This window comes from Streptomyces sp. NPDC088910 (genome assembly GCF_044749865.1).
GTDB lineage: Bacteria > Actinomycetota > Actinomycetes > Streptomycetales > Streptomycetaceae > Actinacidiphila.
In genome coordinates, this window is sequence record NZ_JBIVIV010000007.1 from 308,882 (window position 1) to 325,407 (window position 16,526).

Annotated in this window: 8 protein-coding genes and 1 riboswitch; of the genes, 3 read left to right on the forward strand and 5 right to left on the reverse strand. The window is 71.5% G+C overall.

The window, feature by feature from the left end:
- The first annotated feature begins 562 nt into the window (after positions 1 to 562).
- Together ACIP4Z_RS18800 and ACIP4Z_RS18805 are read left to right on the forward strand one after the other, a co-directional pair.
- Positions 563 to 7,126, forward strand: coding sequence for an RHS repeat-associated core domain-containing protein (locus ACIP4Z_RS18800; protein ID WP_401309326.1), 6,564 nt, complete (start codon positions 563 to 565; stop codon positions 7,124 to 7,126).
- Positions 7,123 to 7,923 carry a hypothetical protein gene (locus tag ACIP4Z_RS18805; RefSeq protein WP_401309329.1) on the forward strand — a complete coding sequence of 267 codons (801 nt, stop codon included), beginning with the start codon at positions 7,123 to 7,125 and terminating at the stop codon, positions 7,921 to 7,923. Before ACIP4Z_RS18800 ends, ACIP4Z_RS18805 begins: the two co-directional genes overlap by 4 nt.
- A gap of 67 nt (positions 7,924 to 7,990) precedes the next feature.
- Here ACIP4Z_RS18805 and ACIP4Z_RS18810 read toward each other — a convergent pair whose 3' ends face one another.
- The 5 genes from ACIP4Z_RS18810 to ACIP4Z_RS18830 form a co-directional block, all read right to left on the reverse strand.
- Entirely contained in the window at positions 7,991 to 9,517 is a 1,527-nt protein-coding gene (locus tag ACIP4Z_RS18810; RefSeq protein WP_401309332.1) for a VWA domain-containing protein, read from the reverse strand.
- Positions 9,518 to 9,651: 134 nt separating this feature from the next.
- Positions 9,652 to 10,764 carry an NlpC/P60 family protein gene (locus ACIP4Z_RS18815; RefSeq protein WP_401309335.1) on the reverse strand — a complete coding sequence of 371 codons (1,113 nt, stop codon included), beginning with the start codon at positions 10,762 to 10,764 and terminating at the stop codon, positions 9,652 to 9,654.
- A 7-nt stretch (positions 10,765 to 10,771) separates the two neighbouring features.
- Positions 10,772 to 10,903: a hypothetical protein gene (locus ACIP4Z_RS18820; RefSeq protein WP_355336827.1), complete on the reverse strand. Its 132-nt coding sequence runs from the start codon at positions 10,901 to 10,903 to the stop codon at positions 10,772 to 10,774.
- 222 nt (positions 10,904 to 11,125) lie between these two features.
- Entirely contained in the window at positions 11,126 to 12,211 is a 1,086-nt protein-coding gene (locus ACIP4Z_RS18825; RefSeq protein WP_401309338.1) for an NlpC/P60 family protein, read from the reverse strand.
- Between the two features lie 7 nt (positions 12,212 to 12,218).
- Positions 12,219 to 12,373: riboswitch (cyclic di-AMP (ydaO/yuaA leader) on the reverse strand.
- A 166-nt stretch (positions 12,374 to 12,539) separates the two neighbouring features.
- A complete protein-coding gene (locus tag ACIP4Z_RS18830) occupies positions 12,540 to 13,670 on the reverse strand; it encodes an NlpC/P60 family protein (protein WP_355336829.1) in 1,131 nt (376 codons plus the stop codon).
- A 341-nt stretch (positions 13,671 to 14,011) separates the two neighbouring features.
- On the opposite strand from ACIP4Z_RS18830, the gene pcrA reads away from it, so the two are divergent.
- Entirely contained in the window at positions 14,012 to 16,480 is a 2,469-nt protein-coding gene (gene pcrA, locus ACIP4Z_RS18835) for a DNA helicase PcrA (protein ID WP_391123490.1), read from the forward strand.
- Positions 16,481 to 16,526 lie beyond the last annotated feature (46 nt).

The following is a 16,526-nucleotide window of genomic DNA, read 5'->3' on the forward strand; positions in this document are numbered from 1 at the left end:
GCGGCTGTAGGTATCGCTGAGCGTGGGGTGGGGGAAATGGCTCGGGGTGGAGCGGGGCTGTTCGGCGTGCGCGAGGGGCGGTTGAGGCCGCGCGCGGCGGGTCCGGTGCGTGTGAGCGCCGCCGTACCGCCGACGGCGGGAGCCATTCCCGGAGTGCCGCCCCTGCCGACGTCACCTACGGATTCCGGTCGTCCGGATTCCGCCGCTCCGGATTCCGGCTATACGGATTCTGCCCGTCCGGATTCCGCCCGTCCGGATTCCCGCGCGAATACAAAAGCGTCCACGGCTTCCACCCCGCCCGGGGCCGTCGCCTCGCGAACGGCCCTCTCCTCCGGCGGCGGCGACACGGCCGGGGCGGCGGCGCGTCGGGAACGGGCCGCCGCGGCCGTCGGCGGGTGACGGCCGCCGGGCGGGGCGGGACGGACCGGCCCGGCCGGGCGCGTGGTGATCGTTCGTGGGGTTGTACGGCCGCGGGGCGGGATGTCCGTCCGCGGCCGGTGTCGGGACTGCTCGTGCCGCGGTGCTCCGGTCCGCGGCCGTCATTCACCAGGGGGTTGTCATCGTGAGATCGGGATTCGCCGGCCGCGGGCGGCGGGCACGCGCCCGCGCGTACCTGCCGGGCAGGCGCGCCAAGCTGTTCGTCGTGGCGCTCGCCGCCGCGCTGACCGTGCCGGTCGGGCTGAGCCCGCTCGCCCACGCCGCGCCGGGGCCGCTGGGCCGCCCCGATCTGCCCGCGCCGCGCAACGGCACGGTGCACACCGCGGGCCTCGGCGCGCAGCAGGCCCGCGCGAAGGCCGCGGCGGGCAAGGCGGCCGACGACCGGAGCGCGCGGCGCGCGCTCGCCGAGCAGCACACGACCTGGCCCAAGGGCAGCACCCTCAAGAGCGCCGCGTCCGGCACCTCCGAGGTCACCGTCCTGGACCGGGCCGCGACGGACGCGGCAGGCGTACGAGGTGTGCTGCTCGCCGTCACACCGCGGGCGCGCGAGGCGAGTTCGGCCTCCGCCGCGCACACCGGCCCGACCGGCGCACGCGTCCACGTCTCCGTCGACTACTCCTCCTTCGCCTCCGCCTACGGCGGCGACTGGTCCGGCCGCCTGCGCCTGGTGCGGCTCCCGGCGTGCGCCCTGACCACCCCGCAGAAGGCGCGGTGCAGGACCCGGACCCCGGTCCCTTCGTCCGTCAACGACCTTGCCCGGCAGACGGTTTCGGCCGACGTCAGTGCCGATGCCGGTGCCGGTGCCGGTGGTGACGCCGGTGCTGACGCCACCGACGACGCCCCCGCCACGGCCGGTACCGACGCCGGTACCCTGAGCGCCTTCGCCGTCACCGCCGACAGCGGCGAGTCCGCCAAGGGCAGTGGCGACTACGGCGCCACCCCCCTGTCGGCGTCCTCCAAGTGGTCGGCGGGCACCTCCTCCGGCTCCTTCGACTGGTCGTACCCGATGGAGGTCGCCCCGTCCGTCGCGGGCCCGGTGCCCGCGGTGACGCTCACCTACGACTCCGGCAGCATCGACGGCCGCACCGCATCGACCAACAACCAGGGCTCGCAGGTCGGTGAGGGCTTCACCGTCTCCGCCGACTCCTACGTCGAGCGCCAGTACGGCGGTTGCGACAAGGACGGGCACGCCGAGGTCTTCGACCAGTGCTGGAAGTTCGACAACGCCTCGGTCGTCCTGAACGGCAAGTCCACGGAGCTGGTCAAGGACGACACCACGGGGAAGTGGCGGCTGGCCGACGACGACGCCTCCACCGTCACCCACTCCACGGGCGCCGACAACGGCGACGAGGGAGACAGCGTGGACGGCGCGGGCGAGTACTGGACGGTGACGACCGGTGACGGCACCCAGTACGTCTTCGGCCTCAACAAGCTCACCGGCGCGGGCTCGCAGCGCACCAACTCCGTATGGACCGTCCCGGTGTTCGGCGACGACTCCGGCGAGCCCGGCTACGCCAAGGGCAGCGCCTTCGCCGACCGCTCCTACAACCAGGCGTGGCGCTGGAACCTCGACTACGTCGTCGACACCCACGGCAACGCCGAGTCGTACTGGTACACGGCGGAGTCCAACTTCTACAAGAAGAACGGCTCGAAGACCGCCAACGCCTCCTACACGCGCGGCGGTCACCTCGACAAGATCCTCTACGGGCAGCGCTCCGACACGCTCTTCAGCGCCACCGCGCCCTACGAGGTGACCTTCGGCTACACCGAGCGCTGCACCGCCTCGGACTGCTCGAAGCTGACCAAGGACACCGCGCACAACTGGCCCGACGTGCCCTTCGACGCGATCTGCGCCTCCGGCGCGTCCGACACCGACTGCGCCGCCCAGGCGCCGTCGTTCTTCACCCGCAAGCGCCTCACCTCGGTGCAGGCCCTGGTGCTGTCGGGGACCTCGTACACGCCCGTCGACACCTGGGCGCTGGCGGAGAAGTACCTGGACGCCGGTGACCTCGGCGACAGCAGCGACCAGACGCTGGTGCTCGACTCGATCAAGCGGACCGGCGAGGCCGGCACCGCGGTCCCGCTGGACCCGGTGTCGTTCACCTACCAGATGCTGGCGAACCGGGTCGACGCCACCGACGACATCCTGCCGCTGCACCGGCCCCGCATCCAGTCGGTCACCTCGGAGACCGGCGCGGTCACCAGCGTCACGATGTCGACGCCGGAGTGCGTGCGCGGCTCGCACATGCCCGCCGCCGAGGACAGCGACACCATGAACTGCTATCCGCAGTACTGGCACATCAACGGTGCCGAGGACGCCGGACTCGACTGGTTCCACAAGTACCGCGTCGTGGACGTCACCACCTCCGACCCGGCGGGCAACAACGAGGCGCTGGAGCAGAGTTACGTCTACACCGACCCGGCCTGGCACTACAACGACAGCCCGTTCACACCCGACGACGAGCGCACCTGGTCGGTCTTCCGCGGCTACGGCACGGTCACCTCGTACTCCGGGACCGGCGCGGGCAACCGGCTCAGGACCGTCACCCGCTACATGCAGGGCATGAACGGCGACAAGGTGAAGGCGGGCGGCACCCGTACGGTGACCGTGGCGGGGCTGACCGTGCCGGGACTGACCACGGCGGCGCTCACCGACTCCGACCAGTACGCGGGCTTCCAGCGCCAACAGGTCACCTACAACGGGGACACGCCCGTCTCGGCGACCGTCAACGACCCGTGGTCGGTCAGGACCGCCACGCAGCACAAGTCGTACGCCGACGTCGAGGCGTACTACGTGCGCACCGCGAAGACGTACTCCGACACCTATCTGACCGTGCCCGCCAAGTGGCGCACCAGCACCACGGCCAGCACCTACGACTCCTACGGCATGCCGGTCACGGTCGACGACGCGGGCGACACCGCCAAGAGCGGCGACGAGACCTGCACCCGCACCTGGTACGCCCGCAACGACAGCGCGGGCATCAACTCCCTGACCTCCAGGGTCCGTACGGTCGGCCAGCCGTGCGGCACCGCCGACGCGTCGCTGTCGCTGCCCGCGAACAGCACCACGCGCGGCGATGTGCTCGCCGACACCGCGACCGTCTACGACAGTTCGGCCGCGACGGCCTGGACCGCGAACCAGAGCCCGGCCAAGGGCGACGCGATGTGGAAGGGCCGGGCCGCCGCGTACCCGGCGGGCGCGGACGCCAACGGCGACCGCAACCCCAGTAGTTGGCAGACCACCGGCACCTCGGCCTACGACACCCTCGGCCGGATGACCCTCGCCAAGGACGGCGCGGGCAACCCGACGTCCAACACCTACACCCCGACCGGCGCGGGCGTCCCGACCCGTTCGGTGATCACCAACGCCAAGAGCCAGAAGACCACGACCTTCTACGACGGTCTGCGCGGCCTGCCGACCACCACCTACGACGTCAACACCAAGAAGACCGAGCTGACCTACGACGGTCTGGGGCGGCTGACCGGCGTGTGGCAGCCGGGCCGCGTCAAGTCGGCGGGCGACAGCGCCAGCATCGTCTACGGCTACCACATGGAGCGCGGCTCGGCGCCGTACGTCAGCACCTCCACGCTCGGCCCGAACAACGTCCGCAGGGTCACCTACCAGATCGACGACGCGCTGCTGCGCCCGCTCCAGACGCAGTCGCCGAGCCCGCTGGGCGGCCGGGTCCTCACCGACACCCGTTACGACTCACGGGGGTTGGCGTACGAGACCTTCGCCGGGATCTTCGACCAGGACCACACGCCGAGCGGCACGTACGCCCGCGCCGAATACGGCGGCGCGCCCACCCAGCACGAGATCACCTTCGACGGCGCGGGCCGCACCACCTCCGACAAGCTGCTCGTCTACGGCGTGCAGAAGGGCGTCACCGTCACCTCGACGTACACCGGTGACTCGACGGCCACCAGCGCCCAGCCGGGCGGCACCGCCTCCCGCGTGATCACCGACGCGCTCGGCCGCACCGTCGAGCGCCGCGACTACTCGGGCGCCTCGCCCGCCGACGCGGACTACGGCGGCGCCGCCCCGCTGCCCGCGCACACCAGCACCCTGTACGGCCTGACCAGGGACGGTAAGCAGTCCACCGCCACCGGCCCCGACAACGCCAAGTGGAGCTGGGGCTACGACCTGTTCGGCCGTCAGGTCTCCGCGAACGACCCGGACATGGGCGCCACGTCGACCACGTACAACGCGCTCGACCAGATCGCCACGACGACCGGCTCCACGCACAAGACGCTGCTGTTCGAGTACGACACGCTCGGCCGCAAGACCGGCGAGTGGGAGACGGCCAGGACCGACGCGACGAAGATCGCCGCGTGGACGTACGACACGGCCGCCGCGGGACAGCTCGACACCTCCACCCGCTACGACGGCGGACTGGCCGGGAAGGCGTACACCCAGAAGGTCACCGCGTACGACGACGCCTACCACGTCACCGGCAGCGAGATCGACCTCGACGCCACCGACCCGCTGGTGAAGTCCGGTGCGGCGAAGGCCAGTTACAGCTACTCCGCCTACTACAACGTCGACGGCAGCCTCCAGCACACCACCGAGCCCGCCGTCGGCGGCCTGCCGCAGGAGTCCGTCAGCTACGGCTACACGCCGACCGGCCAGATCGAGACCGCCACCGGCACCAGCGGCTACCTCCAGGACACCTCCTACTCCGCGCTCGGCGAACCGCAGCAACTCACCCTGGCCACCGCGGCGTCCGGGGTGAAGAAGGCGTACATCACCAACGTCTACGAGGAGGGCACCAGCCGGCTGACCCGCTCCTCGGTCACCGACCAGACCCACGCGTACATGACGCAGGACCTCAACTACAGCTACGACGACGCCGGGAACGTCACCAAGATCGCCGACCCGACCACGCAGGGCGGCACCGCGCAGGCCGACACGCAGTGCTTCGGCTACGACGGCTACCAGCGGATGACCAGCGCCTGGACGCCCGCCAACGCCGACTGCGCGAGCACCACGACCGGCGGCGCGGCCCCGTACTCCACCGGCTGGACCTACAACCCGGCGGGGCTGCGGCTCACCCGGACCCAGCACACCGCGACCGGCGACAGCACCGCCCAGTCCTGCTACAACGACTCCGCCCACCCGCACGCCCTGACCACCGTCACGGCGGCGGCGAGCTGCACCGGGGCGACCGCCACATACGGCTACGACGAGGCGGGCGACACCACCAAGCGGCCCGGCCCGAGCGGCACTTCGCAGACGCTGGCCTGGAACAGCGAAGGCGACCTGACCAGGACCACCGAGGGCGCCAAGGTCACCGACTACCTCTACGACGCGGGTGACAACCTGCTGATCCGCCGGGCGTCCGCGGGCGACGGCGAGAGCGTCGTCTACCTGGGCGCCACCGAGATCCACAGCAAGGTCAGCGCCGGGAAGACCACCACCTGGGCGGTCCGCACCTACACCGCGGGCGCCGGGGGACCGGCGATCGCGGTGCGCTCCACCCAGTCCGGCGCCACCACCCTGACCTGGCTCGCGGGCGACAACCACGGCACCAGCAGCCTCGCGGTGGACGCCGGCACGCAGGCCGTCACCAAGCGCTACACCGACCCGTTCGGCGCCGCCCGCGGCAGCGCGCCCGCGACGGCGTGGCCCGACGACAAGACCTTCCTCGGCAAGCCCGCGGACACCGGCACCGGACTCGTCCACATCGGCGCCCGCGAGTACGACCCGTCGACCGGCCGCTTCATCAGCGTCGACCCGCTGCTCCAGACCGACAAGGCGCAGACCCTCAACGGCTACGTCTACGCCGCCGACAATCCCACCGGGCTCGCCGACCCGACCGGCGAGGGCGTTCCCGAGTGCATGACCGGTGTCATCACCGGCTGCCACAACGGCGTGCCCGGCAAGGGCTCGGTCTACCACCCGGACCGCGACCCGGGGAACCGGCCGTCCCACAGCGGCGGCAAAGGCAACGGCAACAGCAACAGCAGTGGCAGCGGCGGCTGCGACCGGGCCTGCCAGAACGCGCTCGCCGCGCTCCAGCAGAACACCTGGAAGGACGACAAGAACGAGAAGAACGTCCACGCGGCGCTGGCCAAGGAACTGCGCGACTACGTCCTCGCCCTCGCCGGGAACACCAACCCCTGCAAGGTCGGCGCGTCCGTGACCTCCGGCACCATGGCCGCCTGCAACCAGATGGGCGGCAACTCGCCGCAACTGACCTGGACCGACCTGCTGCAACTGTGGCTCGGCGGCAAGGGCGCCAATGTGCCCTTCGACGCGAACAGCCTGCTCACCAAGCAGTTGGCGTTCAACGGCCACAGTCTCCAGATCATCAAGAATCTGGCCAGGGCGGTCTCGGACGCCGACTTCGGGGCCGACATTGACGCGCTGGGAGGCCAGGACGACTATGTCGACGGGAAGAACCTCGGGGAGAAGATGAAGAATCTGCCCAAGGACCTCAGCGGCATGGCCACCAGGGGGCGCGTGGGCACCAAGGTCCCCGAAGCCTTCACCGGCGGCTACGACCTCGTCTACCAGGTGATCAACCAGAACAAGAAGGACCACTCCATGACCGTGGCCTTCGCCGCGTTCAACGACACCGGCACCGCGTCCGCCTTCCACTTCGGGGTCCCGGACATCAAGCAGGGCTACGGAGGAGCGAGCGTGTACCAGGAGTACTACTGGTCCGTCACGGTGAGCGTCGAGTGACCACCGGTCCGCAGGCCACGCTCCCCGCCGCACCGGACGGCGGGGAGCCCGGGGGGCCGGGCTCCGGCGGTCACGGCTCCGGGCCCGCCGCCCGGCTCGACCGGCTCTGGGGGCCCGCCCGCTGGGTGCTGCTGGCCGTGCTGGTGCTGTCGTTCGCCACCGTCCTGCTGCGGATCGTGCCGGGCGGCGGGTCGACCGGCGCCCTGGCACGGGACATCGAGGCCGGGCGGACCCACTCGGTACGGGTCGACGACCAGGGCTCCGACGGGATCACCGTCCGCTGGAGCGCCGGGCCGCTGACCGAACGGCAGTACACCTACCGGCCCGCGAACCCCTTCCCCCGCGGCCGGAACGGTGTCGTCGGGGAGTTCACCGCGGACATCAGGCGGCAGGCGGGACCCGCGGCCGACGGCCTCGCCGTACGGAGCTTCGACAGCTCCTACGGAGCCGGGGGCCTGACGCTGCTGGTGCCCGTCGCCTACGTCCTGCTCACTCCGTGGGCGTGGCTGCGGGTGGCGGCGCTGCTCGCCGGTCTCCTGGTGGTCGTACGGACGCTGGCGGTGACCCGGCACCGGCGCGCGAGCGGCCCCGCGTGGCTGCTGGCGTGCGCGGTGACGGGGGCCGGTTTCTTCGGCTACCTGTGGGCGGAACCGGGAGGCGGCCCCGGCCCCGGCACCTCGGGGGACGGGTCCGTACGGGCGCCGCGGTGGACGCGGGCCTGGCTGGCGTCGCTCGCCTCGGCGGCCGGGCTGGCCGTCCTCGGCGCGCTGCTGCTGCTCGTCGCCGGGCGGTACTGACCCGGCGGCCGGTGGAGGCGTACGGCCGCGGGCGCGCGCTCAGCGCAGGATGCCCGCGGGCGCGCGCTCAGCGCAGAATGCCCGCGGCCGTCGCGGCCTTCAGCCAGGTCGGGAACTCGGTGAGCAGGCGGTCGTACAGTTCGGCGTCGGAGAGGCTGGCGATGTCGTCGACGGCGAAGAAGCCGACGTTGTCCACGCGGCGGCCGGTCATGGTGTCGAAGCGCTCCAGGACGCCGTAGTTGGACTGGCCGAGTCCGACGAACTGCCAGAACAGCGGCTCCTCGACGGCCCCGCGCAGCTCGTGCTCGATCTCCGCGTTGCGGTAGACACCGCCGTCGGAGAAGAAGAGCACGAGGGTCGGGGCGGCGGACGGCTCGCCGCGCACGTAGTCCCGTACCTGCGCGATGACCTTCTGCTCCTCGTTGCCGAAGCCGACCAGCTTCATGTCCACCTGGCCGTTCGGAGACGGCTTGCGGCGCTTGAAGATGCCGATCGCGCCGACCCGGACGTGCAGTTCCAGCCACTGCGGCAGCGAGCCGAGGTCGAGGTCGGGCAGCCGCGCCGGGTTGCTGGCGAAGGTCCACGCCTGCATGACGCCGTCCGGTACGAGCGCGGCGGCCACGGCCGCCATCCGCTCCACCACGTCGTGCACCACGCGCCGCGAGTATAGGTGGGACATCGACCCCGACGCGTCCAGCACGATGATCACCCGCGCCCGGACGTTGTCGGCGCCGTGCTTGCGCAGGCTCACCGCGACCTGCTCCTTGCGCAGCGACAGCCGCTTGCGCATGTCGACCGGCAGGTGCTCCTCGCCCTTGACGAGCGAGGGCGCGCCGGAGCCGGGGGCAGGCGCCGACGCGTATCCGGACGCGGGCTGCGCGCCGTACGCAGAGCCGTACGGGGAAGCGGGCTGGGCGGGCGCAGAGCCGTACGGGGAAGCGGGCTGGGCGGGCGCAGAGCCGTACGGCGAGGGCGCCGCGTACGGGGACGCGGGCGGCGGGGGCGCGGCGGGCATCGGCGGCGCGGCGGCGGGCGCCGTCACGGGAACGGGCGCCGCTTCCTCCTCCTCCGCGTCCACGCTGATGCCGAAATCGGTGGCGAGCCCCGCGAGGCCCGAGGCGTACCCCTGGCCGATCGCGCGGAATTTCCAGCCGTCCCCGCGCCGGTACAGCTCACCCGCGACGAGCGCCGTCTCGGATGTCGCGGTGACCGGGAAGTACGCCAGTTCGGCGCCGGACGCCGCGTCCAGCAGCCGCAGCCCGAGGCCGGTCATCGCGCCGAAGGTGCCGCCGTCGGCGGACGCGCACAGCATGATCCGCTCGATCCCCGGCTCGACGCGCGCCAGGTCCACCTCGATGGTGTCGGTGACCACGGCCGCCTGCCGCTTCCCCGCGTGCCGTACGGCCCCCGACGCGTGTCCTGGCTGGTTGTAGAAGACGAAGTCGGCGTCGTCCCGCACCTTCCCGCCGCCCGCCAGCAGCAGCGCCGACGCGTCGGCGTCGGGCCCGCCGCCCGCTCCCCAGGCCAGTTCGGCCCGTACGGCGGGCACGGCGACCGGCACATTCGCACCCTTGCTCAGCGGCGTAGACGTCATGGGGCAAGTCTGCCCGGAGTCGGGCGGTTCGTCAGGAGAAGAGCTTGTCCGGATTTCGTATCAACATCTGACGTGCGGACCGGTGGGCGGGGCGGACGGGCCGACGGCCGGGCTCAGCGGGCGGGCGGCCTCGGTCAGGTGGGGCGGGTGGCTCCCGCGAAGGGCATCTCGGAGATCGGGGCGATACGGACCGGGGCGCCCGGGTGCGGGGCGTGGATCATCTGGCCGTTGCCGATGTAGAGGCCCACGTGGCTGATGCCGGAGTAGAAGAAGACCAGGTCACCGGGTTGGAGCTGGGACTCGGAGACCCGGGTGCCCGCGTTGATCTGGGTGTACGTGGTGCGCGGGAGCGAGACCCCCGCGGCCCTCCAGGCGGCCTGGGTGAGGCCGGAACAGTCGTACGAGTTGGGCCCGGTGGAGCCCCAGACGTACGGCAGGCCGAGCGCGCGGTAGGCGAAGGCGACGGCCTGGGCGGCGCGCGAGGACGGCGCGGCGACGGGCGTCGTGTCGCCGGGCAGCGGCGTACGGGCGCTGGCGCGGGTCGCGGCGGCCGGTCCCGACGACGGGGTGTCGGCGGCCTCGACGGCCGCGCGCTGGGCGGCCGTCAGCCGGTCGAGCAGCGCGCGCGCCGCCCGCAGCTTGCCCTGCACGGTCGCCTTGCGCGCGGCCAGCTTGGACTGCGCCTCCTTGAGCGCGTCGAGTTTCGCGTCGGCCGCGTCATGGGTACGGGTGACGTCCCGCTGCTCCTCGGTGAGCTGCGCGAGCGCGGTCGCCGTCCGCGAGTCGAGGCGGTTGAGCATCCCGGCCCGGTCCAGATACGTGTCGGGCGAGGAGCTGAGCGCGAGCTGCACGCTGGGGTCGAGCGAGCCGGTGCGGTACTGCGCCGCCGCGAGGGCGCCGATCGTGTCGCGGGTGGCGTTCAGCCGCGCGGTCTTGCGGGCCAGTTCGTTCTGCAGATCGGCGACCGCGGCGCGGGCCTGATCGGCCTGCTCCTTCGCGCCGTTGTACTGCTCGGTGGCGGCCTCCGCCTGCCGGTAGAGCGTGTCGACCTGGTCCTTCACCTCGCTGAGCGAGGCCGGTGCCTGCGGCCGCGGGTCCGCGAGGGCGGATTCGCCGAGCAGGCTCACGGAGGCGGCGGACGCGAGCGCCACGGTGAGGGCGGCGCGGGTCGCGGTGAGCGCCGACGTGCGGGCGGACGTACGCGCCGCCGAGGCTCTGCGGTGTGAGGCGGGACTGTGGGAGGCCATGCGGCCGTCATTCCTTCCAGTGCTCCGACGGGCCCGCGCGGAGGCCCGGCGACGCCTGCACGGGGGAGCAGAGCGCCGCCGGACCTTCGGCGGGGGTGACCGCGCCGCCACGGTCCTGACGGCTGTGGGGATCGGTCACCTGGGGAGCGACGCTAAACCTGACCGGGGGTGCGCCAGGGGAAGGAGACCGGGACTGCTCCGATTCGACCGGCCCGTGACCGTAAACGACCGCCGTTCGACGGGTGACCCGGTCATATGCGCGCGCCTGCTGACCAAAGTGCCCGGTCGGGAGGTCCGACCGGGCACGGGGTGCTATGCGGGGCTGTGAGCCCGGCGGTCCTGAGGCTCCGCGGACGCGGGTTCAGGCGATACGGCGGGCCGCAGCGAAGGGCATCCAGCTCATCGGGGCGACCTCGACGACCGCGCCGCTGTGCGGGGCGTGCACGATCTGGCCGTTGCCGATGTACATGCCGACGTGGCTGATGCTGGAGTAGAAGAACACCAGGTCGCCGGGGCGCAGGTCGGACTGCGAGACCGCCGTGCCGTCCTTGACCTGGTCCCACGTAGTGCGGCCGATGGAGATGCCGGCGGCGCGGTAGGCGGCCTGGGTGAGCCCGGAGCAGTCGTACGCGTCGGGGCCGGTGCGGCCGGAGCCGTACGGCTTGCCGCGCTGCGACATCGCGAACTGGATGGCGGCGGCGGCGCGGCCGGACGCCGGGCCGTTGTAGGTGTAACTGACGTTGCTCGCCGTGGAGTTCGAGGAGTTCGAGGAATTCGAGGAGCCCGCGGTGTTGGTCGGGGCGGTGGGCCGCATCGCGGCGAGCTTGGCGCGCTCCTGCGCGTTGAGGCTGTTGAGCAGCTTCTGCGCGGCGGCCAGCTTCGTCTGGACGTTCTTCTTCGCCGCCGCGAGCTTGTTCTGCGCGCTGGTCAGCTCGTTGAGGCTCTTGGTGGCCTGCGCGCGCTGGATGGACGCCTGCTCCTGCTGGACCTTGAAGGTCTCCAGCGCCTGTTCCTGCGTGGTGGAGATGCGGTCCATCATGTGCGACTGGTCGAAGAACTTCTGGGGGTCGTCCGTCAGCAGCAACTGCGTCGTCTGGTCGAGGCCGCCGTCGCGGTACTGCGCGGTGGCGTACTGCCCGAGCACCCGCCGCGTCTCGTTCATCTTCGCGGTCTTCTGCGCGACCTGCTCCAGGAGCTGATTGGCCTTGGCCCGCTGGTTGTCGGTCTTCTCCTTGGCGGCGTCGAAGTGCTGCGTCGCTACCTCGGCGTCCTGGTTGAGCTGGTCGATCTGCGCCTTGACCTCGGTGATCGAGGGCTTCGCGGGCGCCGCACTGGCGCTCTCGCTGAGCAGGGTGACCGACGCGAGGGCCGCTGTGGTGATCCCGACGGCGGCCCGTGGACCGGCCGTGGACAGTATGCGATTGCGCGGCTTGCGGTGCGACGCCAAGGGAGGCGACTCCTTCCGAATACCGCCGACCGGGTTAGCTGACGGGTTCGGGCTGAAGGTCGCCCTACGGTCCCGACGCCTGCTGCGGCGTCCGTTCCGATTCACCCCACGTGCTGTTGGGTCCCCGGCTCCGGCCTGGGCCGGATTGAGCGGAGGTGATTCGCTGTCGGCTCTTCAGCCGACGGGGAAGCTCACCACCTAGCGGGCTACCGTAGTCAACTTGTGCGAGCCTTGGGAAGTTTGGATTGCAATGTGACCGAAATCGCTTTGTGATCTTACCGTTTGTGAGCGCGGCGGCGTCCGGACAAGTCGGACTATGCCGGGTGGACTATGCGGGACGGACCGCCCCGTAGAACGGCATTTCGGTAATCGGGGCGATCTTGACCACGGTGCCGGTGTGCGGCGCGTGGATCATCTGGCCGCCGCCGATGTAGAGGCCGACGTGGCTGATGTCGCTGTAGAAGAAGATCAGGTCACCCGGCCGGAGATCCGACTCCGACACCCGCGTGCCGACGTTCACCTGGTCCCAGGTCGTGCGCGGCAGATCGACCCCGGCCGCCTTCCACGCCGCCTGGGTGAGCCCCGAGCAGTCGTACGACGTCGGCCCGGTCGCGCCCCACACGTACGGCTTGCCGAGCTGCTTGCGCGCGAAGGCGATGGCGTCGTCGGCCTTCGAGGAACCCGTGCTCGGCACGGTCGGCGTCGAGGAGTCCTTCGCGGCCTTCGCCGCCTTCGCCGCGGCCTCGGCCGCCGCCTTCTCCTTGGCCGCGATGGCGGCGGCCTTGACGCGCGCCTCTTCCTCCTGCTTGGCCCGCAGCGCCGCGAGCCGCGCCTTCTCCTGCGCGTTGAGGCTGTTGAGCAGCTTCTGCGCCTCGCCCAGTTTGGCCTGCACATCCCGCTTGGCGGTGCGCAGTTCGCCCTGCTGGGTGGTGAGCGTCGCCAGGCTCTTGGCCGCCTCGATGCGCTGCTGCGTGGCCGCGGCCTGCTGCACCCGGTACGACTCGACGGCCTTCTGCTGCCGCTTGCCGAGCACGTCCGACAGGTGCACCTGGTCGAGCATCGACTGCGGGTCGGTGGCCAGCAGGTAGCGGCCGGTCGAGTCGTCGCCCCCGGTGCGGTACTGCGCGGCGGCGTACTGCCCGAGGACCCGGCGCGAGTCGTTCAGCGCCTGCGTCTTCTTCGCCGCCTGCTCCAGGAGCCGGTTGACCTTCGCGTTCTGCGCGTCGGTCGACTCCTTGATGCCGTTGTACTTCTCCGTGGCGACCTCGGCCTGGTGCGTCAGCCCGTCGACCTTCGCCTTCACCTCGGCGATGCTCGGCTGCTTCGGCTTGGCCGGCTCGGCGCTGGCGCTCTCCGCGAAGAGGGTCACGGTGGCCAGCGCGGCCGTCGTGATCCCCACGGCCGCACGCGGGCCGGGGGTGCTGAGGATCGCGGCGCGAGCCTTACGGTGTGTCGCCATGGCGCGCGGACTCCTTTCGGACGCCCATCCGGACGCTGCTGGAGCGAGACCGTAGCCAACGCTCCGGGCTGCTGGGAAGAGCGGTGTCCGATAGGCCCGATACCTTTTCGTAATCATTTCCCATTGTCACGGTGCGTGGTAACGGGACTACGGGGTAAAGGTACGTGGTTGCCCCGGAGGCGGCCGTTGGGCGGGGGCCGGGAGTGTCGGCCGGGGTTCCGGGCGAAGGGTCCGTCGGGTGTCGGCCGGGGGGCCGTCGTACGGGGGCCGGGGGTGTCGGCCGGGGGCTGTGCGGGGAAGGGCCGTGGGCTGTCGGTGCCGGGCTCTAGACTCGGGGAGCGATGAGCAGCCTCTTTGACGACAACTTCCTGAACGGTCTGCATGTGGCCCCCGAGCCCGCCGACCCCACCGCTCCGCCGCCCCCGGAGGACGGGGGCCCCGGCGGCGAGCACGTACCGGACGACCTGTTCGGCGGCCGGTTCGACGGACCGCCGCCGCAGGCCACCGGGCGGGACGCGTATTACCGTGACGGCGCCCCGCGGCCCGCCACCGACCCCGCGCAGCTCCTGGAAGGGCTCAACGAGCAGCAGCGCGCCGCCGTCGAGCACGCGGGCGGCCCGCTGCTCATCGTCGCGGGCGCGGGCTCCGGCAAGACCCGGGTGCTCACCCACCGGATCGCCTATCTGCTCGGCGCCCGGCACGTGCACCCCGGCTCCATCCTCGCCATCACCTTCACCAACAAGGCCGCGGGCGAGATGAAGGAGCGCGTCGAGGAGCTGGTCGGCCCGCGCGCCAATGTGATGTGGGTCTCCACCTTCCACAGCGCGTGCGTGCGCATCCTGCGCCGCGAGTCCAAGTCGCTCGGTTTCACCTCGTCGTTCTCGATCTACGACGCCGCCGACTCCAAGCGGCTGATGGCGCTGGTCTGCCGGGACCTCGACCTGGACCCCAAGCAGTACCCGCCGAAGTCGTTCAGCGCGAAGATCTCGAATCTGAAGAACGAGCTGATCGACGAGGAGACCTTCGCGGCCACCGCGGAGAACCCCTTCGAGAAGAAGCTCGCCGAGGCGTACGCGATGTACCAGTCGCGGCTGCGGGACGCCAACGCGCTGGACTTCGACGACATCATCATGACCACCGTCAATCTGCTCCAGGCGTTCCCCGACGTCGCCGAGCACTACCGGCGGCGCTTCCGGCACGTCCTGGTCGACGAGTACCAGGACACCAACATCGCCCAGTACACGCTGGTCCGCGAGCTGGTCGGCACCGACCAGGACGAGGACGCGGCCGAGCTGTGCGTGGTCGGTGACGCCGACCAGTCGATCTACGCCTTCCGCGGTGCGACGATCCGCAACATCCTCCAGTTCGAGGAGGACTACCCGCAGGCCCGCACGATCCTGCTGGAGCAGAACTACCGCTCCACGCAGACGATCCTCACGGCCGCCAACGCCGTCATCGAGCGCAACGCGGGGCGGCGGGCGAAGAACCTGTGGACCGAGTCCGGCGACGGCCCGGTCATCGTCGGCTACGTCGCCGACCAGGAGCACGAGGAAGCGCAGTTCATCGCCGAGGAGATCGACCGGCTCACGGACGCGGGCGACGCCCGCCCCAGCGACGTCGCCGTCTTCTACCGCACCAACGCGCAGTCCCGTGTCTTCGAGGAAGTCTTCATCCGCGTCGGCCTGCCCTACAAGGTCGTCGGCGGCGTCCGCTTCTACGAGCGGCGCGAGGTCCGCGACGTCCTGGCGTATCTGCGGGTGCTGTCCAACCCCGAGGACACCGTGCCGCTGCGCCGCATCCTCAACGTGCCCAAGCGCGGCATCGGCGACCGCGCCGAGGCGATGATCGACGCGCTGGCCGCGCGCGAGCGGATCACCTTCCCGCAGGCGCTGCGGCGGGTGGACGAGGCGTACGGGATGGCGGCCCGCTCGGCGAACGCCGTCAAGCGCTTCAACACCCTCCTGGAGGAGCTGCGCACCATCGTGGAGTCCGGCGCGGGCCCCGCGGTCGTCCTGGAGGCCGTGCTGGAACGCACGGGCTATCTGGCCGAGTTGCAGGCGTCCACCGACCCGCAGGACGAGACCCGCGTGGAGAACCTCCAGGAACTGGCCGCCGTGGCCCTGGAGTTCGAGCAGGAGCGGGACGCGGACGAGCCGGGCACCCTCGCCGACTTCCTGGAACGGGTCGCGCTGGTCGCCGACTCCGACCAGATCCCCGACGAGGACGACTCCGGCGGCGTCATCACCCTCATGACCCTGCACACCGCCAAGGGCCTGGAATTCCCCGTGGTGTTCCTCACCGGCATGGAGGACGGCGTCTTCCCGCACATGCGGGCGCTCGGCCAGGTCAAGGAGCTGGAGGAGGAGCGGCGGCTCGCCTACGTCGGCATCACCCGCGCCCGCGAACGGCTCTACCTGACCCGCTCGACGATGCGCAGCGCCTGGGGCCAGCCCTCCTACAACCCGCCGTCGCGCTTCCTGGAGGAGATTCCGCCGACGCTGATCGAATGGAAGCGGCTCGGCTCCGCCGGGGGGTCCTCGGGGCCCATGACCAAGTCCGCCTCCGCGGCCTCCTCCGTCACCGCCCGCGGCCGGTCCGGCGCCGCCGGCGGCTTCGCCACCCGCCGCTCCTCCGGTGACCGCCCCGTCATCTCCCTCAAGGTCGGCGACCGCGTCACCCACGACCAGTTCGGCCTGGGCACCGTCATCTCCGTCACCGGCCAGCCGGGCGACGAAAAGGCCACCATCGATTTCGGCGACGAACGCCCCAAACAGCTTCTTCTCCGCTACGCCCCCGTAGAAAAGCTCTAGCCCCTCCCGCGCGAGCCTTCCCCCTGCGCCAGCCCGGCCGCCCTTG

Excerpts from the sequence above, each read along its gene's own strand:
- ACIP4Z_RS18810 (WP_401309332.1), bottom strand. The coding sequence starts at position 9,517 with ATGACGTCTACGCCGCTGAGCAAGGGTGCGAATGTGCCGGTCGCCGTG.
- ACIP4Z_RS18815 (WP_401309335.1), bottom strand. The coding sequence starts at position 10,764 with ATGGCCTCCCACAGTCCCGCCTCACACCGCAGAGCCTCGGCGGCGCGT.
- ACIP4Z_RS18830 (WP_355336829.1), bottom strand. The coding sequence starts at position 13,670 with ATGGCGACACACCGTAAGGCTCGCGCCGCGATCCTCAGCACCCCCGGC.
- pcrA (WP_391123490.1), top strand. The coding sequence starts at position 14,012 with ATGAGCAGCCTCTTTGACGACAACTTCCTGAACGGTCTGCATGTGGCC.